Below are 26,468 nucleotides of genomic sequence, written 5' to 3' on the forward strand. Positions count from 1 at the left end.
GGCCCACCGGCCGGCCCGATGCAATGGACAGGTGACCGCGCCCCCGGACGACTGCCTCGCGCGCAACGAATGGATCTGCGGCGACTATCTGAACACCCGCCGCGAGATCCTCCTCGACGCCGTGGGCCAGCACCTCCAGCTGACGTCCGTCTCGGTGCTCGTCGCCCTCGCCCTCGCCCTGCCGCTCGCGGTGCCGGCCCGCCGCTGGGGCTGGGCGGCCGGTCCCGTCCTCGGCGTGACGACCATCCTCTACACGATCCCTTCGCTGGCGATGTTCTCGCTGCTGCTCCCCGTGTACGGGCTGTCGGCGACGCTCGTGGTCGCCGGGCTGGTCCTGTACTCGCTGACCCTGCTGGTGCGCAACATCCTCGCCGGGCTGCGGGCCGTCCCCGAGGAGACCCGGCAGGCGGCCCGCGGCATGGGCTACGGACCGGTCCGCCTGCTGCTCACCGTCGAGCTGCCACTCGCGCTGCCGGCCGCGATGGCCGGGCTGCGGATCGCCACGGTGTCCGCGGTCTCGCTGGTGACGGTCGGCGCGATCGTCGGCTTCGGCGGCCTCGGCAACCTGATCTACGCGGGCATGAACACGTTCTTCAAGGCGCAGGTGCTGACGGCGTCCGTGCTGTGCGTGGTGATCGCGGTGGCGGCCGATCTGCTCCTGCTGGGCGTCCAGCGGCTGATCACGCCCTGGACGAGGGCCCGTACATGAACACGCTCTTTGGCACCTGGGACTGGCTCACCGACCCCGCGAACTGGTCGGGAGCCGACGGCATCTGGCAGCGGCTGCTCCAGCATCTCGTGCTCACGGTGGTCTGCCTGATCGTCAGCTGCCTGATCGCCCTGCCGGTCGCGGTGGTGCTCGGGCACCTGGGCAAGGGGGGTGCGCTCGCGGTCAACATCTCCAACGCCGGCCGCGCGGTCCCCACGTTCGCGGTGCTGGTCCTGCTGCTGCTGACCCCCGTCGGCGCGTGGGGCGAGGGGCCCACCGTGGTCGCCCTGGTGCTGTTCGCCGTACCGCCCCTGCTGACGAACGCGTACGTCGGCATGCGCGAGGTCGACCGCAGCACGGTGCGGGCGGCGCGGGGGATGGGGATGACGGGCCGCCAGGTGATGTCGCGGGTGGAACTGCCCCTCGCCGCCCCGATGATCCTGAACGGGATGCGGATCGCCGCCGTCCAGCTCGTCGCGACCGCCACCATCGCCGCCCTCGCGGGCGGGGGAGGGCTGGGCCGGATCATCACGGCCGGCTTCAACCTGGCCAGCACGCCGACGGTGGTGGCCGGCGCGGTGCTGGTCGCCGTGTTCGCCCTGATCGTCGAGTGCCTCTTCGAGATCGCCGAGCGCCTGGCACCGGCGTGGGCGAGGGGCACGCCATGAACCGCCGTACGCCTGCGGCGGCAGTCCTTCTGCTCCTGACGCTCCTGACGGCGGCCTGCTCCACCGGGCCCTCCCTGGAGAGCCAGGGCGAGGTCACCGCCCCGCCCGGTGACAGCCGCCATCTGACCGTCGGCTCCGCGGGGTTCACCGAGAGCGACCTGCTCGCCCAGATGTACGCGCTGCTGCTGGACCAGGCGGGCTACCAGACGTCCGTCATCACCGTCGCCAACCGCGAACTGTACGAACCCGCCCTGGAATCCGGCCAGATCGACGTGGTCCCGGAGTACGCGGCCACCTTCGCCGACTGGCTGAACGCCAAGACCGACGGCCCCGGCGCACCGCCCGCCGGCTCGCCCGACCTGGACACCACCATGCGGGCCCTGCGCCGCCTCGCGACGCCCCGCGGCCTGACCGTCCTCGAACCCGGCCGGGCCGTCGACCAGAACGCCTTCGCGGTGAGCGCCTCGTACGCGCGCCGGCACGGCCTCAGGACCCTCAGCGACCTCGGCAGGTCCGGCCTGAAGGTACGGCTCGCGGCGGGCGACGAATGTGTGCAGCGCCCCTACTGCGCCCCCGGACTGCGCAAGGTGTACGGCATCGACATCGTCGCCGTCGATCCCAAGGGGGTCGGCACCACCCAGGCCAAACGGGCGGTGCAGAGCGGTCACGACCAGATGGTCCTCACCACCACGACCGACGCCACGCTCGGTGAGTTCGGCCTGGTGATCCTCGCCGACGACAAGCACCTCCAGAACGCCGACCACGTCGTCCCGGTCGTCAACCGGGCCCGCGCCGGCGCCCCTGGCGTGACCAAGGCCCTCGACAGGCTGAACGCCGTCCTCACCACCGCCGACCTCGCCTCCATGAACCAGCAGGTGGACAGCTGGCGCCGCCTGGCCTCGGACGTCGCGCGGACGTATCTGCGGGACGAAGGGCTGCTCACGTGAGGTTGTCGGTGGCGACCGGTACGTTCCGGTCATGGGTGTCTATCTGGTCGACGTCGGTGCGCGGGAGTGGTTCGGTCAGGAGAGGTACGAGGACGGGGACCCGGACGACGGGCGGTTGGGCGCTGTCGCCACGGCCCTGAACGCGGAACTGAGCAGACGCGGCCTGCCGCCCTTCGAGCCCCCGGCCTTCGGGACGGGCCCGGCTGCCGGCGCCGGTCCGGCGTTCGAGGAGAAGCTCGTTCCTCCCATGGACGGCTTCCTGGCGCTGTGCCGGGCGCATCTGCCTCAGGCGCGGACCTGGACCCTCTGCGGCTGGTCGGTGCTGCTGCCGGTCTCCCTCGACAGGGAGATCGTGCTGCCCGTCGCCTCCGCGCACGACGTCGAGACGACCGTCGCGGGCGCGCCCCAGGTGCTCGCCCTGGCGCGGCGGCTGGCGGCGGCGGTCGGACTGCCCGACGGGATACCGGCGACCGGCCGCAACCTCGAACTGACGGCGTGGTTCCTCGACGGCCCCGCGCGGCGGGCAGCCGCCGCCGGGCCGGGACCCTGGAGCGCGGACCTGGACAGCACGTTCTACGTCGCGCTGTACCTACGCGCCGCGGAACACGCGCTGAGATATGGGCGCCCGATCGTCTCCTCGTGACAATGACGCACCCCCGCCACCGGCCTCACACGCCCCGCCACCGGCCTCACGCGTCCGCCACCGGCCTCACGCGTCCGCCACCGGCCTCACGCGTCCGCCACCGAGTCGAAGTCCACCTCTCTCCGGGGCACGCCCTGGGCGTCCGCGTCCACCGAGCGGCGCAGGGCCTCGTGGAGTTTGGCGGGGGTCAGCACGCCGAGGAAGCGGGAGCCCTGAAGGACCGCGACCCAGCCGGCGTCGTGCTGGAGCATGACGCCGAAAGCCTGTTTGAGTGGCGCGCCCACCGGTACCCACGCGTTCATGCGGTGCGTGAGGTCGCCGACGGAGGCGCTCGGGCCGAGTTCGTCGATGCCGACCCAGCCGTGCAGGTCGCCGTGCCCGTCCAGGACCACCGCCCACCGGGCGCCCTGGGCGCGCAGCCGCTGTGCCGCCAGGCCGGACGGCTCCTCCAGGCGGGCGATCGGCGGCTGTTCCAGATCACCGGGCTCGATCGTGGTCACCGACAGCCGCTTCAGCCCCCGGTCGGCACCGACGAACTCGGCGACGTACGGCGTCGCCGGCGTGCCCAGCACCGCCCCGGGCGTGTCGAACTGCTCGATCCGTCCCTGGCCGTACACGGCGATCCGGTCGCCGAGCCGTACCGCCTCCTCGATGTCGTGCGTGATCATCAGGACCGTCTTGCGCACCGTGTCCTGCATCCGCAGGAACTCGTCCTGCAACTGCTCCCGCACCACCGGGTCGACGGCCCCGAACGGCTCGTCCATCAGCAGCACCGGCGGGTCCGCCGCGAGCGCACGCGCCACCCCGACCCGCTGCCGCTGTCCGCCGGACAGCTGGTGCGGATAGCGCGGTCCGTACGTCGCCGGGTCCAGCCCCACCATTTCGAGCAGCTCCGCAGCCCGCGCCCGGGCCTTCGTCCGCTTCCAGCCGACCAGTGACGGCACGGTCGCCGTGTTGTCGAGGATCGTGCGGTGCGGGAAGAGGCCGACCTGCTGGATGACGTAACCGATACGCCGCCGCAGCCGCACCGGATCGACCGAGGCGATGTCCTCGCCGTCCACCAGGATCCGGCCCGAGCTCGGCTCGATCAGCCGGTTGACCATCATCATGGTCGTCGTCTTGCCGCAGCCCGACGGTCCCACGAGCGTGACGAGTTCGCCCTCGGCCACCTCGAAGGTGAGCCCGTCCACCGCGGTCGTACCGTCGGGATACCGCTTGGTGACCTGCTCGAACCGGATCATGACCTCACGCTAGCCGGGGCACCGGCAGCGTGCCCCTTCGTGCGGCCCCGGCACCTGCCGAACGGTTGACTCCGTTGCTGCACGGTTTCGATCCAGGCCTCTGTTTCGATCCAGGCCTGCGTCAACGCCTGTACCGGGCGGCTCTGTCGCGCCCGCCGGGCGCTACGAGCCGGCCTCGGCCCTTGCCTGATCCTCCACCAGCACCACCTCCAGGGTGCGCGGGCCGTGCACCCCCTCGACCCGGTCCAGCTCGATGTCGCTGGTCGCCGACGGGCCGGAGATCCACGTCAGCGGGCGGGCCGGGTCGAGGAGTTCCAGGGCCCGGGGCACGGAGGAGACGACCTGGTCCGGCACCCGTACGACACAGATGTGATGGTCCGGGACGAGCGTGATACGGCGGCGGCCCTGGTCCGGACCGCCGTCCAGGACGATGGTGCCGGTCTCGGCGACGGCGAGGGCGCAGCCGGTGACCACGCTGTCGATCCGGTCCAGCTCGGCCGGGGTGTCCTCCCCTCGGTCCGGGACCTGTTGGACGCCGGCGGCCGCTAGCCACGACGGCTCCAGCCCCGGCGGCACGAGCACCCTCCCGGCGCCTCGCGCGGCCAGTATCGCGGCGAGTGCCGCCGCCAGGTCGCCGGCCGTGCAGCGGTGCACGATCGCCCGGTAGTCCGCCAGGTTCTCGGCGAGCAGCGCCACCGTCTCCGCGGCGCTCCGCTCCCCGTGCTCGCGCAGATAGTCCCGGACCACCGCCTGCTCGTACGGCGTGTCGTCCCTGGGCACGTCCGCCAGCGCGCGCCGCACCCGGCCGAGGATCCGCTCCCGGCTGCTCACTTCGTCCCGTCCTTCCCGCTGCCGCCGTGCGTGCGCTGCCACCAGTCCCGGAACGGCTCGGAAGGCACCGGCGGCAGATCCCGGCTGCCGCTCCACGCCCGGCCGGGACCCGGAAGGGTGCGCGGATGGAAGCGCCGGCTGCGCGAGGCGAGCCGCTGACCGGCCCGCAGGGCACCGGGGTGGGCGAACGCCCAGCGGGCCGCCCGCATCGCCGTCCGCTCGGCGGCATGTCCCTTGGCCGGCCTCAGCACGACCTTGTTGCCGCCGCGGACCGCCGGGCCGCCCTGCACGACCCGCTCCCGCAGATGCACCAGCACCTCGGGGATGTCGATGGCCACCGGGCACACGTCGTAGCAGGCCCCGCACAGCGACGAGGCGTACGGCAGGGAGGCGTCGATCTCGCTCGCGGTGCCCCGCAGCTGGGGGCTGAGGATGGCGCCGATCGGGCCCGGGTAGACCGAGCCGTACGCGTGACCACCCGCGCGCTCGTACACGGGGCACACGTTGAGACACGCCGAGCAGCGGATGCAGCGCAGGGCCTGCCGGCCGACCTCGTCGGCGAGCGTGTCGCTACGGCCGTTGTCGAGCAGCACCAGGTGGAAGGTGCGCGGACCGTCTCCGTCGGTGGTGCCTGTCCACATCGACGTGTACGGGTTCATGCGCTCGGCGGTCGAGGAGCGGGGGAGTGTCTGCAGGAACACCTCCAGGTCCCGCCAGGTCGGCACGAGCTTCTCGATGCCGACGACCGAGATCAGCGTCTCGGGGAGGGTGAGGCACATCCGCCCGTTGCCCTCGGACTCCACGACCACCAGCGTGCCCGTCTCGGCGACCATGAAGTTGGCGCCGGAGACGGCGACCTTGGCGCGCAGGAACTTCTCGCGCAGGTGCAGCCGTGCGGCCTCGGCCAGTTCGGCGGGCGTGTCGGTGAGGCCGACGGGGGCCGGGCGGCCCCACTCGCCCATCTCGCGGGTGAAGATCTCCCGGATCTCACCGCGGTTGCGGTGGATCGCCGGGACCAGGATGTGCGAGGGCCGGTCCTTGCCCAACTGCACGATCAGCTCGGCGAGATCGGTCTCGTAAGCCCGGATGCCCTGTTCGAGTAGGGCCTCGTTCAGCTCGATCTCCTGCGTGGCCATCGACTTGACCTTGACGACCTCCAACTCGCCGGTCTCCCTGACCAGGCCGGCGACGATCCGGTTGGCCTCCTCGGCGTCGGCAGCCCAGTGGACGGTGCCGCCCGCCGCCGTCACCGACTCCTCCAACTGCACGAGGTAGCGGTCGAGATGGCGGAGCGTGTGATCCTTGATGCGCCGCCCCGCCTCCCGCAGTCGCGCCCAGTCCTCGACCTCGGCGACCGCCTTCTCCCGCTTGGCGCGGATGGTGTGCGTGGCGTGCCGCAGATTGCCGCGCAGGGTGGGATCGCGCACCGCCTCGTGCGCGGCAGCCGGAAACGCCGGCATTCCGACGAACGTTCCGCTCAGGGCGCCGGCTCCTCCTCGGTGCTCGCCAGGATCTCCGCGATGTGGACCGGCCGCATCCCGCTGCGCAGCCGGGTCATGGTGCCGCCGATGTGCATCAGGCACGAGTTGTCCGCCGCGCACAGCACCTCGGCGCCCGTCGACTCGGCGTTGCGCACCTTGTCGGCACCCATCGCGGCCGACACGTCGGCGTTCTTCAGTGCGAACGTGCCGCCGAACCCGCAGCACTCGTCCGCACCCGGCAGTTCGACCAGCTCCAGCCCCTTCACCGCCTGAAGCAGCCTGCGAGGACGGTCCCCGAGGCGCAGTCCGCGCAGCCCGTGGCAGGTGGGGTGATAGGTCACCCGGTGCGGGTAGGAGGCGCCCACGTCCGTCACCCCCAGCACGTCCACCAGGAACTCGGTGAGTTCGTACGTCTTCGGCACCACCGGCGCCAGCGCGGTCGCCAGCGTGCCGCCGCGGCCCTCGGCCCGTGCCCGCGCGCCCAGCCGCGGATACAGCTCCCGCACCATCGCCGCGCACGACCCGGACGGCGTCACGATCGCCTCGTACTCGCCGAAGACATCGGAGAAGTGCCGTGCGAGCGGCTCCGCGTCGCGCCGGTAGCCCGTGTTGTAGTGGGCCTGCCCGCAGCAGGTCTGTGCCATCGGGAAGTCGACCTCGACGCCCAGTCTGGTCAGCAGTTCCACGACGGCGCGCCCGGTGTCCGGATACAGAGTGTCGTTGACGCAGGTCAGGAACAGGGCGACACGCATCGCGGCTCCTTGGGTCGATCATCCGACGAGTGCAGGGTAGTGCGGCGGCCCGGCCCGGCCCAGACCCCGCTCACCCTCCGGCGAGCCGGGTCCCGGCCACCCGCCAGGGCTCCGTGCCGCCGCGCGGTGCGTGGCGGGCGAGCGGCGGCGTACGGTCCGGCAGCCGCCGGCACCTCCGGTCAGGCGCCGGGTCGTGCTCCAGCCGTAGCTGGTGGTCCGCCGCTCCAGCCTCACGGGCCGCTGAACGGCCGCACTGACCCGGCGTGCGGCGCCGGACGGTATCCGGCCACTGAACCGTCGTTCAGTGGACGTTCATGATCCCCGGAGGTGGCGGCGATCCGGTGATGTGCTGAACTGGGACGCGGCCCGCACCGTCGTCAGCCCCGGGAGCCCCGTTGAGCGTCAGCTACCGCCAGCCCGGCGTCGTCCTCACCGACCGCCACTTCACCGTGCCCCTCGACCACGAGGACCCGGCCGGGGAGACCATCGAGCTCTACGCCCGTGAGGTCGTCGCGAGCGACAAGGCGGGGCAGGACCTGCCGTGGCTGCTGTACCTCCAGGGCGGCCCCGGCTTCGGGGCGAATCGTTTCGTCGGGAGGCAGGCCTGGCTCGGCCGGGCCCTGAAGGAGTACCGCGTCCTCCTCCTCGACCAGCGCGGCACGGGCCACTCCACGCCGGCCGGCCGGCAGACGCTCCCGCTGCGCGGCGGTCCCGCCGAACAGGCCGCGTACCTCACGCACTTCCGTGCCGACGCGATCGTCCGCGACTGCGAGGCCGTCCGGCGCGAGGTCACCGGCGGCGCGCCCTGGACGGTGCTCGGCCAGAGCTTCGGCGGCTTCTGCACCGTGCACTACCTGTCGGCCGCCCCCGAAGGACTCGCCACCGCCCTCGTCACCGGCGGCCTGCCCTCCCTGGACGCGCACGCCGACGACGTCTACCGGGCCGCCTACCCGCGCGTCGAGCGCAAGGTCGCCGCCCACTACGCCCGCTACCCGCAGGACGTCGAGCGGGCCCGCCGGATCGCCGACCACCTGCTCACCCACGACGTGGTCCTGCCCGGCGGCTACCGGTTCACCGTCGAGGCATTCCAGTCCCTCGGCATCCTCCTCGGCGGCAGCGAGGGCAGCCACCGGCTGCACTACCTCCTGGAGCACGCCTTCGTGCGCACCCCGCGGGGCACGGCTCTGTCCGACGCGTTCCAGGAGGAGGTCCAGGGCCTGCTGTCGTACGCCGGGCACCCGCTGTACGCGCTCGTCCACGAGGCCTGCTACGGCCAGGACCACCGCCCCACCTCCTGGTCGGCCGAACGGATCCGCGCGGAGTTCCCGCAGTTCGACGCCGCCAAGGCGCTCGCGGGTGACGGCCCGCTGCTGTTCACCGGAGAAACGATCCACCCCTGGATGTTCGAGTGCGACCCGGCGCTGCGCCCGCTGCGCGAGACCGCCGAGCTCCTCGCCGCCCACACCGGCTGGCGGCCCCTGTACGACCCCGCGCGCCTAGCCGTCAACGAGGTGCCGGTCGCGGCCGCCGTCTACCACGACGACATGTACGTCGACACGGCCCACGCGCTGGAGACCGCACGCGCCGTCCGTGGCCTGCGCACCTGGGTCACCGACGAGTTCGAGCACGACGGCGTGCGGGCCGGCGGACCCCGGGTCCTGGACCGGCTGCTGGCGCTGGCACGGGACGAGGTCTGATCCCGGGCGGATCCGACCACCAACTAGTCTGCGGGCATGACCGAGCCGACGCTCCCTCAGCTCCAGCCCATGCCCGACGACTGGCAGCGCGCCCTCGCCGTCGTGGCCCACCCGGACGACCTCGAGTACGGCTGTTCGGCGGCGATCGCCGCCTGGACCGACGCCGGCCGCGAGGTGACGTACGTCCTGGCCACCCGTGGCGAGGCGGGCATCGACACACTGGAGCCCGAAGAGTGCGGCCCGCTGCGGGAACGGGAGCAGCGGGCGAGCGCGGCGGTCGTCGGGGTGACCGAGGTGGAGTTCCTCGACCACCGGGACGGAGTCATCGAGTACGGCACCGCCCTGCGCCGGGACATCGCCGCCGCCGTCCGCCGGCACCGGCCCGAGCTGGTGATCACGCTGAACCACCGGGACACCTGGGGCGGCGTCGCCTGGAACACCCCGGACCACGTGGCCGTGGGCCGGGCCACGCTGGACGCGGCGGGCGACGCGGGCAACCGCTGGATCTTCCCGGAACTGCTCGTCGCACAGGGCCTGCAGCCGTGGAACGGCGTCCGCTGGGTCGCGGTGGCCGGCTCCAGCACCCCGACCCACGCCGTGGAGGCCACCCGCGGCATGGAGCGCGCGGTCCGGTCCCTGCTCGAACACCGCACGTACATCGAGGCGTTGACGGACGAGGAGCCGGAGGCGTACGTCCGGGACTTCCTGACCGGGTACGCCGAGAGGACGGGGGAGCGGTTCGGGGGGCGGCCGGCAGTGGCGTTCGAGTTGTTCACACGGTAGCCGGGTGGGGGCGCGTTCGCCGGCAGGTGTCCACGCCCGGGCCCCGGCACCTGCGGCCCTGCCCGGTTCGGCAGGAAAACACCTGCGGAACCGGTCATTGGGCTGATGGTATGCACGATCACCCCGGCGACCTCGCCGACCTGCGCGGAGACTGCGCCAACTGCCTCGGCCTCTGCTGTGTGGCGCTGCCCTTCGCCGCGTCGGCCGACTTCGCGCTCGACAAGGACGCCGGAAAGCCCTGCCCCAACCTGCGGGGGGACCACCGCTGTGGCATCCACTCCGCGTTGCGGCAGAAGGGCTTCGGCGGGCTGCACGGTCTACGACTGCTTCGGCGCCGGCCAACGGGTCTCGCAGGTCACCTTCGCCGGGCAGGACTGGCGCGCCGCCTCCCGGGAGCGCGCCCGCCTGATGTTCGACGCGTTTGGCGTCGTCCGGCACCTGCACGAGCTGCTGCGGTACCTCACCGAGGCGCTCGCCCTGCCCGCCACCCGTCCGATCCGCGCCGAGCTGCGCAGCGCCCTGGAGGAGACCGACCGGCTGGCGGGGCTGACCGCGCCGGAGCTCGCCGCGCTGGACGTCGGCGCCCACCGCCGGCAGGTCGACGTCCTGCTCCTGAGGACCAGCGAGCCGGCCCGGGCCGGCACGCGGGGGCGCGGCAAGGACCGCCGGGGCGCCGACCTGATGGGAGCCCGGCTCCAAGGCGCCGATCTGCGCGGCGCGAACCTGCGCGGCGCCTGTCTCATCGCCGCCGACCTGACCGGCGCGGATCTGCGCGGCGCCGACATGATCGGCGCGGACGTGCGCGACGCCGGTCTCGGGGACGCCGATCTGACCGGGGCGTTCTTCCTGACCCAGCCTCAGGTCGACGCGGCCCGGGGCACGGCCGGCACCAGGCTGCCCCGGTCGCCGGTCCGTGCCTCGGCCGGCGCACTGGACGCAGCTTCACTGACGCACAGGAAATCCCGTGGGCACCCCGAGGTTGGCGTGCGCCTCGATCTTAGGTAAGTTAGGTGAGCCTTACCTAATAAGGAGGAACTGGGATGGGTGACAGCCAAGCCTGGACGGCCGCGCCCGCCGCGGCGGAACGGGCCCGGTCGGTGCTCGCCGGCTCGTGGTCGTGCGCGGTGACCGCGGAGGGCGTGCGCGAGGAGCTCGTCGGCGCGCACACCGTGGAGGAGGACGGCCGGGTCGTCCTGCGCGTGCCGGAGGACAGCGCCCTGCTCGCGGCCACCATCTGCGCCCCCCGGGGTGAGCCGTCCGCCGTCCTGGAGTTCGCCGACGTCGCACCCGTCCCGATGCGCAACCGCATCCGCGCCCGGCTCTGGCTGGCCGGCTGGTTCGCCGTCGAGGAAGGCCGCCTCGCCTTCGAGGCCACCCGGGTGGTGCTGCGCCGGCCGTCCGGCGCGGTGGTGGTCGACCTCGACGAGTTCGCCGCCGCCGCGCCCGACCCGCTGGCCGGCGCCGAGGCCCGGCTGCTGACCCACCTGGCCGAGGCCCACCCCGACGCGGTCGAGCGGCTCACCCGCCTCGTCGAACCGGGCAGCCTGCACGGCGTGGTGCGCGTCCAGCCGCTCGCCGTCGACCGGCACGGACTGACCCTGCGCATCGAACGCCGCCGCGCCCACGGCGACGTACGGCTGCCCTTCCACATGCCCGCCGACGGGGTCGCGCAGCTCACCGAACGCATGCATGTGCTGCTCGCGCAGGCGAGCTCCGCCTCCTGCCCCCGCACGCTACAGCGGCAGCGCGCAGACGGCGACGGGTGAGGCGAACGGCTCGCCGGCGAGGCGCAGTTCGCCGCTCGCGCCGTCCACGTGGAAGACGCTGACGCTGCCGGACCGCTGGTTCGCCGCGAACAGCAGCCGCCCGTCGGGTGAGAGGGCGATCTGCCGGGGGAAGTCGCCCGCGACCGCGACCGTGCCCAGCAGTCGCAGCTCGGCGCCGTCGCCCTCCACCGCGTAGCGCGCCAGGCTGTCGTGACCCCGGTTGGCGAGGTAGGCGTACGCGCCGTCGGCGGTCACCAGGATCTGTGCCGGGTAGTGGGTGCCGGGGCCCGTACCGGTGGACCGGGGCTCGCCGATGGTCAGGCGCCCGGTCGCCGGGTCGTAGGCGCAGACGGCGACCGTGTTGTCGACCTCGTTGGCCAGGTAGGCGTGCCGGCCGCCGGGGTGGAAGGTCAGGTGGCGAGGACCGGCGCCGGGCCGGGTGTGCGCCCGCGCGACCTCGCGGAGCGTGCCCTTGCGCTGGTCCAGGCGGTAGGTGCGGACGGTGTCCGTGCCGAGATCGACGGCGAGGACGTGGCGGCCGTCCGGGCTGGTGACGCACTGGTGGGCGTGCGGGCCGTCCTGTCCGGGCCCCGGCGGCGGAGTGGGGTGCGTGACCAGGTCGGTGCGCTCGCCGAGCGCGCCCGAGGCCTCGATCTGGTGCACGGCCACGCTGCCGGAGGTGTAGTTCGCGCTGAGCAGCCAGCGTCCGCCCGGATGCACGGTCAGATGACAGGGGGCCGCGCCTCCCGTGCTCCGGCTGCCGAGGACCTTGCGGTCGGCGAGCCGTACGGCGGTCACGGTACCCTCCGCCCGCTCGTTGACCGCGTACAGCGTGCGGCCGTCGGGGTGCACCGCCAGATACGACGGGTCCGCCACGCCGGTGAGCGTGCCGGTCCCGGCGATGCGGCCGGTCGCCGGATCGTAGGTCGCAAGGCCGATGCCCGTGCCGCCGCCCTCGACGGAGGTGTAGGTGCCGATGTAGAGCGGGCGGGGGCCCGACGGCCCGCCGGTGGCGGTCGGTGCAGCGCGCCTGGCGGGCGCCTCGGGCGCCGTCGCGGCCGGCCGGGTGCCGCACGCGGCCGACGCCGGGACGGCCGCCCCCGCGACGGCCCCGAGGAAGCGCCGCCTGCCCCATCCGCCGCCCGCCCGCGTCTCACCACTCATCTGCTGCACCTCAGCTCGTCGCCCGCCCCGGGACGCGTCGATGGTCCCCGGCGTGACAGCCACCTTGGCGCGGATCACCCGCCAAGAGCAAGAACGGCAACGGTCGTTGCGTGGAGCGCAACGGATGCCGGCGGGCGGGCAGTGGCCCCTCCCTGCACTCCCCGGTTGCGTGACATCCCCTTCCGTCGCTGCCTCACAAGGAGCGCCCGCCCGCCCCCGTCCGGCTCTGCCACAGCTGCTCCTGGACGCCCAGACGCTCGCGCAGCCGGGTGAGCCGGGGCATGCGCTCGCGCTGCTCACGGGTGTGGCGGTCCAGCTCCTCCAGGAGCCGGCGCGAGCGGTGCTCGGTGTCGAGTTCGTCGAGGATGCGGTTGACCTCGGTGAGGACGGCGCCGTGCAGCTGCCACTCGCGCGCGTCCCGCCGGACCTCCTCCAGCAGCAGCTGGGCGAGCTTGTCGCGGGTCGCCGCGGCCGTGTGCAGCTCGGCAGCCAGCCGGCCTTCGGCCGACTCGGCGTTCACGCTGACGCTGGTGGTGACCAGCACCGCGAAGCTCACCACCGCGTCGCCGATCTCGGACAGCAACTGCTCCACGACGGACCCGGTCTCACCTTCGAACAGCGGCTCCGGGTCACGCGCCTTCGCCAGGTCCGTGAGGGTGCGTGCCAGGACCCGCAGCACCACGGTGCAGATCTCCAGCGTGTCGAGACCCGTGCGCAGCACCACCCGGTTCAGCAGCCCCTCCCGCACCCGTGGATTGAGCCGCAGACTGTCCTCGGCCTGCCGCAGCGCCGCGTCCACCTGCACGATGTCGTGATCGAGCCGGCGTGCCTCGTGCAGGCGCTCGGCCGCGTACTCGACGGGGGTGCGGCCGCCGGCCTCCTCGCCGACCCGCAGCATCAACTGCCGCATCCTGCGGGCCAGCCCCTCGATCGACGCGCCGGCCTCGCCCACCCACACCGGCGGCGCCAGCAGCAGGTTGCAGGTGAGGCCGACGACCGCGCCGATCAGGGTCTCCACGATCCGCGCCCAGGCGGTGTCGCCGACGGTGGTGACACCGAGCACGAGCATCGCGCTGATCGCCACCTCGGGTACGTATTCGTTGACCCGTACGAGGTGCCCGACGGCCAGCGCGGCCAGGATCACCAGGGCGAGGCTCCACCAGGTCAGGCCGACCAGCAGGCTGAAGGCGATCGCGACGAGGACGCCGGCCACCACGGAGTTCACCCGGCGGATGCCGTTGGTGAGCGTGGCGAAGAGGGTGACCTGAACGACCAGCAGGGCCGTCAGCGGCGCGGTGAGCGGGGCGGCCTCGGGGCTCAGGCGCAGCGCGATCACGTAGGCAAGGGTCGCCGCGAACGTCGACCGCAGGGTCTGGACCACCACGGGGTCCCGTCGCCACTTCCTCAGGCGCGTGCGGTACGCCGACTGGTCTCGTTCCACTCGCATCCCTTGGCCTGTTCCCCGTCACCTGCGGCATCGAACGTATCGCCAGTATCGACCGGCTCGTGGGGGAGCGGCTCGTGGAGTCCGGCCGGGCCCGGCCGACGGGCGCCGGGGAGTGGCGCGACGCCCGCCTCAGGCGGCCGGCTTGCCGGCGCCGGTGGCCACCCGCCCGGCGCGAGCACGCCTGTGGCTCCCGGCGTGTGCGTGGCGTTCCGTACGCTGTACCGGGCGCGCACCCCCGGCGCCACTGCCGGAGCAGCCTGCCGGTGGCTCGACGCGCTGGTCGCGGACGGGCGTCACGTCGAGGATGTGTACGCCGGCAGCCGGCCGACCGGCCGTGCTCGGCGACCGAGCTGCCCGACGCTTAGCTCATACCCTGAATTAAGGGGTGGAGTAATATCCCCTGGGCGGCCCGGCCGTTGGTGTCGCCGGTCGGGCAGGGTTCGGAAGGAGCCACATGGCGGGGCGGAACGGGCGCACGGTGCGTGACCTCAGGCGGGCCAACCGGACGGCCGTGCTGCAACGGCTGTACTTCGACGGACCCCTCAGCCGCTTCGAGCTGGGCCCGGCGACCGGCCTGAGCTCGGGCTCGGTCAGCAACGTCGTCGCCGACCTGGTCGCCGACGGCCTGGTCGAGGAAGCGGGCAGCGTCGACTCCGACGGCGGCCGCCCGCGCACGCTGCTGCGGGTGGCGCCCGGCAGCGGTCACATGATCGGCGTCGATGTCGGCGAGACACGGGTGCGCATCGAGCTGTTCGACCTCACCCTCACGGAACTCGCCCGGGCCGAACGGCCGCTGGAGCACCAGCGCTACGACGTCGAGGTGATCGTCGGCCACATCCGCGACGGCATCACCGAGGTGCTCGCCGCCGCCGACGTGGCCCCCGGGCAGTTGCTCGGCGTGGGCATCGGCGTCCCCGGCATCGTCGAACGCACCCCGGACCGGGGCGCCGTCGTGCACGGCCAGACGATCGGCTGGGAAGCCGTCCCGCTGGAGGCGCTGCTCCGCTCGACCTCACGTCTGCCCGAGAGCGCCGCGTACTTCATCGACAACGGCGCCAAGACGCTGGGCCAGGCCGAGATGTGGTTCGGCGGCGGACGGGGCGCCCACAACGCCGTCGTCGTCCTGTTCGGCTCCGGCGTCGGCGCCTGCCTCGTCACCGCCGAGGTGGAGCACGGCCGGGCCGTCGAGTGGGGCCACCTGACGGTGCGGGTCAGGGGGCGCCGCTGCCGGTGCGGTGCGCTCGGCTGCCTGGAGGCGTACGCGGGCGCGGAGTCGCTGCTCGAGCGCTGGCGTGAGGAAGGCGGACGCCCGCCCGAGGGCACCGACGAGGAGACGGCGCTCACCGCGATGCTGGCCGCCGCCTACCCACCCGGGGGTGGCGCGGCCGACCCGTCGGCGCTTGCCGTGCTGGAGGAGACCGCCGAGTACCTGGGCGCCGGCCTGTCCGACCTGATCAACCTCTTCCAGCCGGAGCGGATCCTCATCGGCGGCTGGGCGGGACTCCAGCTGGGCTCCGGGTTCCTGCCGGCCGTACGGCGGCACGCGGCGGCGTACGCACTGCGGCATCCGGCCGAGAAGGTCACCATCGAGCTGGGCCGGCTCGGGCCCGACGCGGTCACCGTCGGCGCGGCGATCCTGCCGCTGGCCGACTTCTTCGCCCGTGGCGGACGACGCCCCGAGCCCGTACCCGAGGGCCCGCCGCCGGCCTGGCGCGCGGTACTGCGGGAGCGGGCCCCGCACTGACGGTGTGAGGATCCCCGCGTGCGGTTTCGCCGCCGTTCCCGGAGGTACTCGCGTGTGCCCCGCACGCCACGAAGGGAGTACGCCGTGACCGACCATCGCCATGAGGAGCCGGGCCGCAGCCCCGACCCCGTGCCGCGCGACCTGCCCGACCAGCAGGCCACGACGGACGGGGAGGACCCCCTGGAGGTGTCCTCGCCCGAGAAGGGCCGCGCCGACGAGGGCGAGGAGCGGGCCGCCGAGGACGGCGGCGCGGACGACGCCACCGACGTACCCGACCCGGACGAGGCGGGCTCGGGCAGGCAGGGCGCCCCGCAGTCCGCCACGGTCCACCCCGAGCACCCGGCGCCGGAGGAGTCGCCGGACTGACGGAGCACGGCCCGGCGCGCCGAACCGTGGCCCGTACGGGTCCCGGGCCTCCTTGGCTCGGCCCGCTCAGCCCACCTTGCGCCCGCGCATCGGCTCCGTGCGCGCTCCGGCACCCTGCTGGAGCCCGTGGAGGAACTCCTCGATCACCTCGGGCGCCGTGCGCGTCGGCCGCCAGCCCAGTTCGGTGTGCGCGCGCGTGCAGTCCATCAGCGGCAGCCGCAGCACGGCGTCGAAGAGGTGCGGCGACGCCGGCAGCAGGTGCAGCCCCCACGCGGCGGCGATCGCCGAGCGGGCCGCGGTCCTGGGCAGCCGCACGGGACGGCTGCCGAGCAGGTTGGCCAGCAGCTGGGCGTCCACCGGCGGATCGGCGGCGAGGTTGAAGGCGCCCCGCACGTCGGAGCCCACCGCCAGCCGGTAGGCCCGCGCAGCGTCGTCGGTGTGCAGCGCCTGCACCCGAAGACCCGGGATGTCGGGCAGGAACGGCAGCAGCTCGGGACGCGCCAGCGGCCCCGGCAGGAACTTGCCGCCGAAGATCCGCCGCTGTTCGCTCGCCGACTCCCGCTTGAACAGGAACGCGGGCCGCATCCGCACCACCCGTACCCCGGGGTGGTCGCGCTCGAAGATGTCCAGGGCGCGTTCCAGATAGGCCTTCTCCCGGCAGTACGCGGCGTCCGGCCAGCCGTGCGTCGGCCAGGACTCGTCCACCGTGTGGTCCTTGGGTCCCGGCGAGTACGCGCCCACCGAGGAGGCGTGGACGAGGGTGGGCACGTCCGCGGAGGCGACGGCGTCGAACACCCGGATGCTGCCCAGCACATTGGTGCGCCACGTGGTCGCCGGATCGTGAGTCGGCTGGAAGGCCCAGGCCAGATGGATCACGGCGTCCGCGCCGAGGAACTCCTTGACCAGGTCGGTCTGTTCGGACGCCACGTCGAGCGCCGCCCAGTCCGTCTTCGCCGGTGACCACCCCGGTAGCCGGCGCGCCAGTCCCCGTACCGACCCGACCTGCGGATCCTCCGACAGGAGACGCACGACGCTGGTACCCACGTTGCCGGTGGCGCCCGTGACCACGATCCTGCTGCCCGCTTCGATGCTCACGTTCGACTCCTCTCGGGCGTACCCCTGCGATGGAGCGCTCCGAGTACCCGGCGACGGCCGCCCGCACGCGCACGGGAAAGCCCCGACCGGACGGGGGGGGCCGATCGGGGCGGTACCGGGGTGGGCACGGATGGCGGTCGCCTCTCGGCGAAAGGCTCCACAGGGCTTCAGCCGAACGACCGTCCCTGTGGGCAGAGGGTGAGGCCCGGGGACACTGTCCCATCCGTACCCACGTGTTGTTCAACGGGCAACCGTCCTGCGGTGTTCCACCACGGCCTCCCCGACCAGGTGACCTCCGTCACTGCGCCATCCCTCCGCTCAGCTCCGGAAGCGACGCCAGCAGATGAGCGGGGTCGTCGTATACGGCGTCCGCCCCGGCCTCCTCCAGGTCGGCACGCGGAATGCCGCCGCACAGCACGCCCACGCACCGCACGCCGGCCCGGCTGCCGGCCCGCATGTCCCACACGGTGTCGCCGACGAACACCGCGCGCTCCGCCGGCACACCGGCCAGTTCCAGCGCGCGCTCGACCGGCTCGGGCGCGGGCTTGCCCTCCTGCACGTCCTCCGCGCCGGCGGTCGCCGTGATCGCCTCGTCCGCGTCGATCGCCCGGCGCAGCGCGCTCAGTTCCGCGCCGCCCGCCGAGGTCGCGAGCACCACCGTCCAGCCGTCCCGGTGCAGCCGGCGCAGCAGCCGGCCGGCGTCACGCAGTGCGGGCAGCCGGTCGAAGTACTGCCCGTAGAGGACCTTGTGCGCGATGCTCAGCTCGTCGTCGCGCTCCTTGTCCCGGTCGTCACCCAGCAGATGCGCGATCAGGTCCGAGGAGCCCAGGCCCACCGCCCGGTGCACGGCGTGCATGGGGATCCGGTGCCCCGCCTGCCGGAACGCCTCCCACCAGGTCACGACATGCAGATGGTTGGTGTCGACGAGCGTTCCGTCGACGTCGAACACAGCGGCGCGCTCCATGGTGGTCCTTCCGCTCCCTGCCGCACCGGCGTCCCCGGCACGACCCGGTCCTCGTTCGGCGGCCCGAGTACCACGTCAGCGGCCCGGCACGCACCGGCGCGGTCTCAGCCCACCCCGGCCGGCACCCGTCCCTCCCGCGTCCAGGCCAGCAGTTCGCCGGCCGACCAGGCGGTCACGACGCGCTCCGCCGGGACGCCGCACTCCTGCGCCCGCGAGCAGCCGTTGATCTGCCAGTCGAGCTGCCCGGGCGCGTGCGCGTCGGTGTCGACGGCGAACAGCACGCCCGCCGCCAGCGCCCGGCGCAGCAGCCGGCGGGGCGGGTCGAGCCGCTCTGGGCGGCTGTTGATCTCCACTGCCGTGCCCGACGCGGCGCACGCGGCGAAGACCTCGTCCGCGTCGAACTCCGACTCCGGCCGCCCCCGCCCCGTCACCAGGCGCCCGGTGCAGTGCCCGAGGATGTCGGCGTGCGGATCGCGCACGGCCCGCACCATGCGGCGGGTCATGGACCGTGCGTCCATCCGCAGCTTGGAGTGCACGGACACCACCACGACGTCGAGCCGCGCGAGCAGCTCCGGTTCCTGGTCCAGCGAGCCGTCCTCCAGGATGTCGCACTCGATCCCCGTGAGCAGACGGAACGGCGCCCATGTCTCGTTGAGGGCGGCCACCACGTCCAGCTGCTCGCGCAGCCGCCCGGCCGACAGCCCGCGCGCCACCGTCAGCCTGGGGGAGTGGTCCGTGAGCGCCGCCCACTCGTGGCCGAGTGCCGCGGCGGCCCGTCCCATCTCGTCGACCGGGCTGCCGCCGTCCGACCAGTCGGAGTGCACATGGCAGTCCCCGCGCAGCCGCGCGAGCAGCTCCTCGCCGCCGCGCACCGGCCGCTCGCGCCCGGCCGCCTCCTCCAGTTGCGCGAGATAGCCCGGCACCTGCCCGGCCAGCGCCTCCCGTACCACCTGCGCGGTCTTCGGGCCGATGCCCCTGAGGGCCTCCAGCGAACCCGCGGCCACCCGCGCGCGAAGCTCGTCCCCGGGCAGCTCGGCCACCACCCGGGCAGCGGTGCGGAAGGCGCGGACGCGGTACGCCGGAGCCAGCGACCGCTCCAGCAGGAAGGCGATCCGGCCCAGTGCCTCGACGGGATCCATCGCCACCTCCTCCGGGTCACCCTCCAGGGTTCCCCAGCCCCACCGGGGCCGCACGGCGGACCACGTGCCCTGCCGACCGCGCGGTACCGGGGCGGAGCGGAGGGGCGGTTCGCCCGGTACGCGGCGGGGTACCGCGATCCCCCGCCCTGTGCGCCGTCCAGCCGGAGGCCCCCATGACCGCGCCGACCGCACCCCACCCCAAGGCCGCCCTGATCACCGGCGCCGACTCGGGCATCGGGCGCGCCACCGCCGTCCGGCTGGCCGAGGCGGGCCTGGACGTCGGCATCACCTGGCACGGTGACGAGGAGACCGCCGGGGAAGTACGGGCCAAGGGCCGGCGGGCGGCAGTCGTCCGGATGGATCTCTCCCGGCTGCCCGAGGCCGCGGACGTCGTCGACGAGTGTGCGAAACGCTCGGCCGGCTGGACGTGCTGGTCAACAACGCCGGAACCGGAACGTCGACCCCCTTCCTCGACCTGGAGCCGGCCACGGTGCGCGAGGTCCTCGACGTCGACCTCGTCGGCCCCTTCCCGTGCGGGCAGCGGGCCGCGCGGCACATGATCCGGCAGGGCGACGGCGGCCGTATCGTCAACGTCACGTCCGTGCACGAACACCAGCCCCGGGTGGGCGCCGCGCCCTACTGCGCGGCCAAGGGCGGGCTCGGCCTGCTCACCCAGGTGATGGCTCTGGAACTGGCCGAGCACGGCATCACCGTCAACGCCGTCGCGCCCGGCGAGATCGCCACGCCCATGACCGGCCAAAAGGACACGGACGTCCGCTCCGAGCGGCGGCCGGGAGTGCCGCTGGGGCGGCCGGGCGACGCGCGCGAGGTCGCCGCCGTGATCGCCTTCCTCGCCGGCCCCGACGCCTCCTGTGTCACCGGCGCCTCCTGGAGCGTCGACGGCGGCATGCTGCGGACGGGGGCGCAGGCGGGCTCCCATCCGGCCACGGACGACTGGCGGCGCCCATGAGCCGCCGGGAGTCCCCTGACGCCGTTCCCGGCCGCCGTAGAAGGGTCGCGATGGCCGGATCCGCTCTACGCTCTATGTCATGACCGAAATCGCGAGCCCCTACATCTCCCATCCGCGGATCATGGTGCTCGGCGTCCAGCCCGGCAGCCCGCCGTTTCGCATCGTGGAGATCGACGGTGAAGTGGTCGGTGCGGCGCGGGCCGTCACCGACGTCCTGGAGACTGCCGCCGCCTTCGGCATCACGGTCCACGATCTGGACGACCCGGACGTGGTCCGCTGGGTCGGCGGCGACAAGTTCACCTGGGTCCCGCGCTAGGGCACGCCCGCCTCAGCCGACAGTCCACTTCTGGTCGGCGCCGCCCGTGCAGGTCCAGATCTGCAGCCGGGTGCCGTTGGCCGCATTGTTCCCGCTGACGTCCAGGCACTTGTCGGCCTGCGGGTTGACGATGTCGCGTGCCGGGGTGACGACCCACCTCTGTGCGGCGGAGCCGTTGCAGTCCCACAGCTGGACGGCAGTGCCGTCCGCGGTGCCGCCGCTCGCGGCGTCCAGGCACTTGCCGAGCGCGCGGATCGTGCCGTCACCGCCCACCGTCCACCGCTGGGCGCCGGTGCCGTTGCAGTCGTAGAGCTGGACGGGGGTGCCGTTGGCGGAACTCGCCCCGGCCACGTCCACGCACTTGCCCGCCAGGCCCCTGATCGCCCCTCCGGCCGGCGAGTCGCCGGCAGTCACCGACACATGGTCCACCACGAGCTGCTGCGGGAAGACGGTGGAGCCGTCCGGGTCACCCGGCCAGTAGCCGCCGACCGCGAGGTTGAGGACGAGGAAGAACGGCTTTCTGAACACCCAGGACCGCCCGCCCAGGTCGGCGGGGGTGCGGCGCTGGTACACGGTGCCGTCCACGGACCAGGTGAGGGAGTCGGGCGCCCAGTCGACGGCGAAGGTGTGGAAGCCGTCCGCGAAGGCCTGCCCGTTCGGCAGGGAGTAGGCCGCGCCGATGCCGCCCGGGCCCGAGTACCCCGGGCCGTGGATCGTGCCGTGCACCGTGGAGGGCTCGGAGCCGACGTTCTCCATGATGTCGATCTCGCCCGAGGCCGGCCAGCCGACGTCGCCCAGATCGTTGCCGAGCATCCAGAACGCCGGCCACATGCCCTGCCCGCGCGGGATCTTCATCCGCGCCTCGACGTGACCGTACTGTGCGGTGAACTTCCCCGCGGTGTTGAGCCGGGCCGAGGTGTACTCGCAACGGCCGTACCAGCACTGGTGGTTCGCCGGGTTCTCGCGCCTGGCGGTGATCACCAGGTGGCCCTGGCCGTCGAGCGCGGCGTTGTCGGTGGCGGAGGTGTAGTACTGCCGCTCGTGGTTGTTGACGTTGTCGCCGGTCTCGATCTGCCACCTGGAGGGGTTGACCCCCGCACCGGCGGGACCGTCGAAGGTGTCAAAGAACGTCACCGCCCGCACGCCGGCCGGCTCCGCCTGGGCGTCGGGCGCGGTGACGGCGGCGGAGGCGAGCAGCACGGCGGACAGCGCGCCGAGCAGGCATCTGCGGAGCAGGCCTGGGGAAGCCACGGCCTTCCCTTCCGGCGGCGCCCCGCGTACGGGGGCGCCGACTGAGGCGGGGGGTGAAGGATTCCCCTTGATTCAAGAGATGAGGTAAGGGCGCGTCAATGCCTCGGCCCGGACCAGGAGTTGGAGGCCTCAGCTCCGCGCGTGCACCGCCCGCCCGAGCCGGCGCCCCACCAGCAGGTACCCGGCCAGCGCGCCCGTGGTGTTGAGGATGACGTCGTCGATGTCGAACGCGCGGCCCGTGACCATCGACCCCTGTGCCAGCTCCACCGCCAGCATCACGACCGCGGTGAGCAGGGACACCCGCAGAACCCCGCGCGCCCGCGGTGCCAGCACCGGCACCAGCACCCCGAAGGGCACCCCGAGCAGCACGTTGCCCCCGATCTGCTTCACCGCGTCACGCAGTTGCGGCTGGTCCAGATAGAGCCGCAGGGATTCACCCGGCCGCAGGTTGCTGTGCGTCAGCGCCTCGGACGCGGGGGAAGGTTGCAGGGTCAGCCTGGCCAGCACCACGGCGAAGGCGACCATGAACGCGAAGGCGCAGGTCACCGCCAGTGCCCGGCCGACCAGGGCGAGCAGCGAGCGCCGCTGCTTCGGCTCCGTCCTGGCGGACGGCTCGGCGGACCGCTTGGTGGACCGCTTGGTGGACCGCCTGGCGAACGGGTTGGCGAAGGGCGCGGCGGATCGTTCGGCGGTCCGCTTGGTCGTCCGCTTGGTGGTCCGCTTCGCGGTCCGCCTGGCGAACGGGTTGGTGAATGATGTGGCGGCCCGTTCGGCGGCAGGCTCGGCAGGCCGCTTGGCGGGTCGCGGGCGCGTCAGGACGCGGGACAGCAAGGCTGCACGGGCCACTCGGTCCTCCAGACGTGAACTTCCCTGGGTCGAAAACGCGATTACCCCCGGACCCCGCAGAGATGCCGCGCCGGTTTCCCTTTGTCCCTCCGGGGCACGGCGCCCAGGCTCCGCGCGCCGCCCCGCCACCCCCTGGGCCGGTGCTCTGATGACGCGCGGTTTCCCAACGAGCCCCGAAAGGCGGCCGCCCGGCTTCCCGGCGTCCCAGGTTGCCGGGCGGGTGGCGCTCCTCGGGCTGTGGCTCGCTCTCGTCAGACGCGGTCGGCACCCTGGAGTTCGCTGTTCGGCGCGGACGCCGCGGGCATGGCGGCGTTCGCGGCCCGGGGCGTGCGCCGGGCCGGACGGTGAACGGCCGGCTGCTCGCGGCGGCCGTCACCCGAGGTGGCGGACCGACGCCCACCCTGTGTGCGTGGCCACCGGCCCGCTGGGCCACCTCGTGGTGGCGCAGAACTTCGCGACCGCCGTCGCCTGCCCGGGCATGCTTCCGCCGTCCCAGGCCCACCAGCGTCCGGCCTGCGCCGATGGGTGCGGACGCGACGCCGACGCCGATCAGGAACAGCCCGGTGTGGGCGACCGTCGAGTACGCGGAGTACGCCAGGGGCCGCTTGGCACCACCCACGGCACCACGACGACGACCGGGTCGGCCACCGCGCACCCCCCGGACGCCGCGGGTCGGCGCGCGGTGGCGACGACGTTCCCGCCCACCAGCAGCGCCCCGGTCCCCAGGAGCAAGTCGGTCGCCGGGAGGCCATGGGAGGCCATGGGAGGCCCGCCGGCCGGGCTGTACGTCGTGGTCTCGGCGGTGACGGCGGGCGCGGCCCTGCCGGTCGCCGCGCGGGGTCTTCCTGGGCCTCGGCCCCGCCGCCGGAGGCGGGGGAGCACGAGACGACCGGCTCCGGCGAGGAACCCGAGCCCCGGGGGTGGCCCGGCTTGGTGCCGGACCACGATGACCGCCGTTCCTGCGCTGCTGCCGGCCGGGGTTGGTCCCTGGCTTCCCCGAGGCGGTGGCGCACGGGTGAACGAGGCCGGCTCCGGTGGCGCCGTCGTGCGCGTGCGCCGGACGCCGCCCGGCATCGCACTGGGGCCGGTCACGACGGCGCCGGCCGCCGGGCCGGCCGCGGTCGCGGTGACCCGGCCGAAGCTGCTCGCCGCCCCGGACCGGACTGCGGCCGCTGCGGCGCCCGCAGTCCGGGCACGCCGGGGACCCCGTGCCCGGCTGCCGGTGGGCGCCACGGCGTTCGGCGCCCTCGCCCTGCCCGGCGTCCTCAGCACATGATCAGGTCCGGTAGGTGACCTCGACCTCCTTGAATCCGAGCGAGCCCAGCAGTCCCTTGAGCATGCCGGTGGTGTTGCTCTCGGCACGCCGGGTCAGCTCGCTCTCCTCGGCCGCGTCGCGGATGTGCCGTACCGCGAGCTGCTGCACGGCCTGTTCACCGTTGGGGTTGTCCGAGAACAGGTCGCCGAGCCGGTCGAACAGACCGCGCTGCTTGGAGACGGCGTAGGAGCGGTCGGGATCGAGTGCCGGCTTCCCGAGCGCCGCGTGCGGCAGCCGCAACGTGGCGGACGTACGGTCCTCGTCGACCGTCACGTCGTCCTCGCCGACCTTGCCGAGGTCGACGTAGGCGTCGACGGTGCCCGCGCCGACGTACAGGGTGCGGGTGCCGCGGATGGCGTCGGGCAGGTACTTGGTGTCCTTCTCCAGGTCCACGACGACCTGGAAGTTGCCGGAGGCGGCGTCGTAACGGCTGATGTCCTGGATCGACTTGAGCAGAGCCGGCCCCGAGCGGTCGTGGGTCTCCGTGCCGAACAGGTCCTTCAGGCCCGGCAGCACACTCAGCCGGAGCCCGGCGAACAGCACGACGAGCACCAGCACGACGGCGCTCAGCGCCTTCGCCCAGCCGGGCATGCGCCTGGGGAGGCCCTTGGTGGAAGTCGTCATGGCGGCGGTCCTCCTTCCTGCTCTCCCCCATGCCCGCCAAACTCCACGCCAGTCCGGCTGGTTGACCCATGTACGACCGATGCGGGGCGGTGGGGGAGACGGGCGAGCCCGTCCGCGGCAGGAGCCTCAGAGCGTCGGCGTCCCGGGCCGCCGCAGAGCAGCGTCCAGCGTGGGCAGCGGCGGCAGCAGCCGGTGCAGTCCGGTGACCCGCAGCACCCGCAGCGTCATGGGGTCGGCACACACCAAGGACAGCCGTTCCCTGTGTGCGAGCATCCGGTTGTGCGCCCGGGACAGCAGCCGCAGCCCGGAGCAGTCGAAGAACTCGACCGGGCCGAGGTCGATCACGATCCGGGCGCCGGGCCGCCCGGTCAGGTGGTCCAGGTGGGGGAGGATCTCCGCCGCCGCGGCGATGTCGATCTCCCCGCGGAACTCCATGACCGTGTGGCCCCGCACCTGGTGGACCCGCAGATGACGGGTGAGCGGCGCGGTGTTCCGCTCCACCCCGACATCACCTCCCACCGGCACCGGTGAGCCCCAACTGTGGGCCTCACTCTGGAAGTTACCCTCGATGGAAAGCATTTGAGCATGTTCGATTGACATATGTCTTCGAAATGCGACCGAGTTTCTTTGTGACTTGAACGAAGTGTTATGAAAGGGCCCGCCAGGCCCTCCCGAGGGCCTGGCGGGCCCTCGGCCGGCGCGCCCGGGTCAGTCGCCCAGCAGCACGAGCTTCCCCGTCGTCCTGCCGGTGTCACCGATCTCATGCGCTTTCGCGGCCTCGGCCAGCGGGAAGGCCCCCGCGATCGCCGGCCGCAGCCGGCCGTCCTCGACCAGCTCCGCGACGGCCCGCATGCCGTGCTGGTCGGCGTCGACCAGCATGCGCACCGCCCGTACGCCGAGCCTCTCGGCCTCCTTGAAGAAGTCGTCCGACCCGACCGGCAGGATCGACACCACGACGCCGCCCGGGCGCAGGACGCGCAGCGAGCGCACGGAGTGGTCGCCGCCGATGGTGTCGAGCACGATGTCGACGTCGTGCACGGCCTCCTCGAAGTCCGTCGTCCGGTAGTCGACCGGCTCGTCGACGCCGATCTCGCGCAGGAAGTCGTGCTTGCCCGCGCTCGCCGTGCCGATCACGTACGCGCCCCGGGCCTTGGCGATCTGCACGGCCACGTGCCCGACGCCGCCCGCCGCGGCGTGGATCAGCACCCGCCCGCCCGGCCGCAGATCCGCCCGCTCGACCAGCGCCTGCCACGCGGTCAGCGAGACCAGCGGCAGCGCGCCCGCCTGCGTGTGGTCGATGCCCGCGGGCTTCGGGACCAGGGCCCGGGCCGGGGCGATCACGTACTCGGCGTGCGAGCCGTGGCCGAACGGATAGGGCAGCATGCCGAAGACCTCGTCGCCCGGCTGGTGGAGGGCCACGCCGACGCCGGTCTCCTCGACGACGCCGGAGACGTCCCAGCCGAGGGTGAAGGGCGGTTCGCCGAGGAATCCGCCGGTCGCGCGGTGCTTCCAGTCGGTCGGATTGACGCCGGCGGCCCGCACCCGGACCAGCACCTCGTTCGGCCGCGGGACCGGCCGCGGCACCTCTGTCACCTTGAGTACCTCGGGGCCGCCGAGGACGTCCTGGCGGATGGCTCGCATGGTGTTCACATTGCTCATGGCGACCCAGCCTGCCCGGCCGCGCGCGCCCGGGAAATGGCGCGAATGCC

At 73.4% G+C, this 26,468-nt stretch carries 25 protein-coding genes and 2 pseudogenes; 13 read left to right on the forward strand and 14 right to left on the reverse strand.

The window, feature by feature from the left end; translation table 11 throughout:
* The first annotated feature begins 31 nt into the window (after nucleotides 1–31).
* The 4 genes from ACGF8A_RS15460 to ACGF8A_RS15475 are packed head-to-tail and all read left to right on the forward strand — an operon-like array spanning nucleotide 32 to nucleotide 2,967.
* On the forward strand, nucleotides 32–709 hold the full coding sequence (locus tag ACGF8A_RS15460) for an ABC transporter permease (RefSeq protein WP_393108245.1): 678 nt from the start codon (nucleotides 32–34) through the stop codon (nucleotides 707–709).
* Entirely contained in the window at nucleotides 706–1,377 is a 672-nt protein-coding gene (locus ACGF8A_RS15465) for an ABC transporter permease (protein WP_393108247.1), read from the forward strand. Before ACGF8A_RS15460 ends, ACGF8A_RS15465 begins: the two co-directional genes overlap by 4 nt.
* Nucleotides 1,374–2,324: an ABC transporter substrate-binding protein gene (locus ACGF8A_RS15470; protein WP_393108249.1), complete on the forward strand. Its 951-nt coding sequence runs from the start codon at nucleotides 1,374–1,376 to the stop codon at nucleotides 2,322–2,324. Before ACGF8A_RS15465 ends, ACGF8A_RS15470 begins: the two co-directional genes overlap by 4 nt.
* A gap of 31 nt (nucleotides 2,325–2,355) precedes the next feature.
* The gene (locus ACGF8A_RS15475; RefSeq protein WP_393108251.1) at nucleotides 2,356–2,967 is read left to right on the forward strand and encodes a hypothetical protein; all 612 of its coding nucleotides are present in this window, start codon (nucleotides 2,356–2,358) and stop codon (nucleotides 2,965–2,967) included.
* Nucleotides 2,968–3,053: 86 nt separating this feature from the next.
* Here the strand turns inward: ACGF8A_RS15475 and ACGF8A_RS15480 are convergent, their stop codons facing one another.
* The 4 genes from ACGF8A_RS15480 to ACGF8A_RS15495 all read right to left on the reverse strand — a co-directional run bounded on the left by ACGF8A_RS15480 (nucleotide 3,054) and on the right by ACGF8A_RS15495 (nucleotide 7,272).
* Nucleotides 3,054–4,208 (reverse strand): ABC transporter ATP-binding protein, encoded by a 1,155-nt coding sequence (locus tag ACGF8A_RS15480; RefSeq protein ID WP_393108253.1) that lies wholly within the window; start codon nucleotides 4,206–4,208, stop codon nucleotides 3,054–3,056.
* 162 nt (nucleotides 4,209–4,370) lie between these two features.
* Nucleotides 4,371–5,039 carry a lactate utilization protein C gene (locus ACGF8A_RS15485; RefSeq protein ID WP_393108255.1) on the reverse strand — a complete coding sequence of 223 codons (669 nt, stop codon included), beginning with the start codon at nucleotides 5,037–5,039 and terminating at the stop codon, nucleotides 4,371–4,373.
* A complete protein-coding gene (locus ACGF8A_RS15490; protein ID WP_393108514.1) occupies nucleotides 5,036–6,520 on the reverse strand; it encodes a lactate utilization protein B in 1,485 nt (494 codons plus the stop codon). The genes ACGF8A_RS15485 and ACGF8A_RS15490 overlap by 4 nt, the downstream gene beginning before the upstream one ends.
* Complete coding sequence (locus ACGF8A_RS15495; RefSeq protein ID WP_393108257.1) at nucleotides 6,517–7,272, reverse strand: (Fe-S)-binding protein; 756 nt, start codon at nucleotides 7,270–7,272, stop codon at nucleotides 6,517–6,519. Before ACGF8A_RS15495 ends, ACGF8A_RS15490 begins: the two co-directional genes overlap by 4 nt.
* A gap of 395 nt (nucleotides 7,273–7,667) precedes the next feature.
* Between ACGF8A_RS15495 and ACGF8A_RS15500 the strand changes: the two genes are divergently transcribed.
* From ACGF8A_RS15500 to ACGF8A_RS15515, 4 genes and pseudogenes are all read left to right on the forward strand, one after another.
* Nucleotides 7,668–8,969 carry an alpha/beta fold hydrolase gene (locus ACGF8A_RS15500; RefSeq protein WP_393108259.1) on the forward strand — a complete coding sequence of 434 codons (1,302 nt, stop codon included), beginning with the start codon at nucleotides 7,668–7,670 and terminating at the stop codon, nucleotides 8,967–8,969.
* A gap of 36 nt (nucleotides 8,970–9,005) precedes the next feature.
* Entirely contained in the window at nucleotides 9,006–9,752 is a 747-nt protein-coding gene (locus ACGF8A_RS15505; RefSeq protein WP_393108261.1) for a PIG-L deacetylase family protein, read from the forward strand.
* Nucleotides 9,753–9,862: 110 nt separating this feature from the next.
* Nucleotides 9,863–10,701 (forward strand): annotated as a pseudogene (locus tag ACGF8A_RS15510) (pentapeptide repeat-containing protein).
* A 91-nt stretch (nucleotides 10,702–10,792) separates the two neighbouring features.
* Nucleotides 10,793–11,518, forward strand: coding sequence for a DUF2470 domain-containing protein (locus ACGF8A_RS15515; protein WP_393108263.1), 726 nt, complete (start codon nucleotides 10,793–10,795; stop codon nucleotides 11,516–11,518).
* Here ACGF8A_RS15515 and ACGF8A_RS15520 read toward each other — a convergent pair.
* Nucleotides 11,486–12,682 carry a lactonase family protein gene (locus tag ACGF8A_RS15520; RefSeq protein ID WP_393108265.1) on the reverse strand — a complete coding sequence of 399 codons (1,197 nt, stop codon included), beginning with the start codon at nucleotides 12,680–12,682 and terminating at the stop codon, nucleotides 11,486–11,488. The genes ACGF8A_RS15515 and ACGF8A_RS15520 overlap by 33 nt on opposite strands.
* A gap of 193 nt (nucleotides 12,683–12,875) precedes the next feature.
* Nucleotides 12,876–14,129 (reverse strand): aromatic acid exporter family protein, encoded by a 1,254-nt coding sequence (locus ACGF8A_RS15525; protein WP_393108267.1) that lies wholly within the window; start codon nucleotides 14,127–14,129, stop codon nucleotides 12,876–12,878.
* Between the two features lie 454 nt (nucleotides 14,130–14,583).
* Here ACGF8A_RS15525 and ACGF8A_RS15530 point away from each other — a divergent pair, with 454 nt between their 5' ends.
* Together ACGF8A_RS15530 and ACGF8A_RS15535 are read left to right on the forward strand one after the other, a co-directional pair.
* Entirely contained in the window at nucleotides 14,584–15,873 is a 1,290-nt protein-coding gene (locus ACGF8A_RS15530; RefSeq protein ID WP_393108269.1) for an ROK family protein, read from the forward strand.
* Between the two features lie 84 nt (nucleotides 15,874–15,957).
* A complete protein-coding gene (locus ACGF8A_RS15535; protein WP_393108271.1) occupies nucleotides 15,958–16,239 on the forward strand; it encodes a hypothetical protein in 282 nt (93 codons plus the stop codon).
* A gap of 66 nt (nucleotides 16,240–16,305) precedes the next feature.
* Here the strand turns inward: ACGF8A_RS15535 and ACGF8A_RS15540 are convergent, their stop codons facing one another.
* The 3 genes from ACGF8A_RS15540 to ACGF8A_RS15550 form a co-directional block, all read right to left on the reverse strand.
* Complete coding sequence (locus tag ACGF8A_RS15540) at nucleotides 16,306–17,334, reverse strand: SDR family oxidoreductase (protein ID WP_393108273.1); 1,029 nt, start codon at nucleotides 17,332–17,334, stop codon at nucleotides 16,306–16,308.
* A 298-nt stretch (nucleotides 17,335–17,632) separates the two neighbouring features.
* Entirely contained in the window at nucleotides 17,633–18,298 is a 666-nt protein-coding gene (locus tag ACGF8A_RS15545; protein WP_393108275.1) for an HAD family hydrolase, read from the reverse strand.
* 104 nt (nucleotides 18,299–18,402) lie between these two features.
* Nucleotides 18,403–19,437, reverse strand: coding sequence for a PHP domain-containing protein (locus ACGF8A_RS15550; protein WP_393108277.1), 1,035 nt, complete (start codon nucleotides 19,435–19,437; stop codon nucleotides 18,403–18,405).
* Nucleotides 19,438–19,610: 173 nt separating this feature from the next.
* On the opposite strand from ACGF8A_RS15550, the pseudogene ACGF8A_RS15555 reads away from it, so the two are divergent.
* Nucleotides 19,611–20,407: pseudogene (locus tag ACGF8A_RS15555) on the forward strand (SDR family oxidoreductase).
* Between the two features lie 79 nt (nucleotides 20,408–20,486).
* Complete coding sequence (locus ACGF8A_RS15560) at nucleotides 20,487–20,723, forward strand: hypothetical protein (RefSeq protein WP_393108279.1); 237 nt, start codon at nucleotides 20,487–20,489, stop codon at nucleotides 20,721–20,723.
* 12 nt (nucleotides 20,724–20,735) lie between these two features.
* Here ACGF8A_RS15560 and ACGF8A_RS15565 read toward each other — a convergent pair whose 3' ends face one another.
* A complete protein-coding gene (locus tag ACGF8A_RS15565; protein ID WP_393108281.1) occupies nucleotides 20,736–21,974 on the reverse strand; it encodes a ricin-type beta-trefoil lectin domain protein in 1,239 nt (412 codons plus the stop codon).
* A gap of 129 nt (nucleotides 21,975–22,103) precedes the next feature.
* On the reverse strand, nucleotides 22,104–22,550 hold the full coding sequence (locus tag ACGF8A_RS15570) for a VanZ family protein (RefSeq protein WP_393108516.1): 447 nt from the start codon (nucleotides 22,548–22,550) through the stop codon (nucleotides 22,104–22,106).
* 1,216 nt (nucleotides 22,551–23,766) lie between these two features.
* On the opposite strand from ACGF8A_RS15570, the gene ACGF8A_RS15575 reads away from it, so the two are divergent.
* A complete protein-coding gene (locus tag ACGF8A_RS15575; protein ID WP_393108283.1) occupies nucleotides 23,767–24,096 on the forward strand; it encodes a hypothetical protein in 330 nt (109 codons plus the stop codon).
* On the opposite strand, the gene ACGF8A_RS15580 is transcribed toward ACGF8A_RS15575, so the two are convergent.
* From ACGF8A_RS15580 to ACGF8A_RS15590, 3 genes are all read right to left on the reverse strand, one after another.
* Nucleotides 24,097–24,759: a DUF4230 domain-containing protein gene (locus ACGF8A_RS15580; RefSeq protein WP_393108285.1), complete on the reverse strand. Its 663-nt coding sequence runs from the start codon at nucleotides 24,757–24,759 to the stop codon at nucleotides 24,097–24,099. It lies immediately after the preceding gene.
* A 126-nt stretch (nucleotides 24,760–24,885) separates the two neighbouring features.
* A complete protein-coding gene (locus ACGF8A_RS15585; RefSeq protein WP_393108287.1) occupies nucleotides 24,886–25,338 on the reverse strand; it encodes an anti-sigma factor antagonist in 453 nt (150 codons plus the stop codon).
* Between the two features lie 129 nt (nucleotides 25,339–25,467).
* On the reverse strand, nucleotides 25,468–26,418 hold the full coding sequence (locus ACGF8A_RS15590) for an NADP-dependent oxidoreductase (protein ID WP_393108289.1): 951 nt from the start codon (nucleotides 26,416–26,418) through the stop codon (nucleotides 25,468–25,470).
* Nucleotides 26,419–26,468: the final 50 nt, after the last annotated feature.

It is taken from the genome of Streptomyces sp. NPDC047706, assembly GCF_043204795.1.
In the GTDB taxonomy this organism is placed as follows: Bacteria; Actinomycetota; Actinomycetes; order Streptomycetales; family Streptomycetaceae; genus Streptomyces.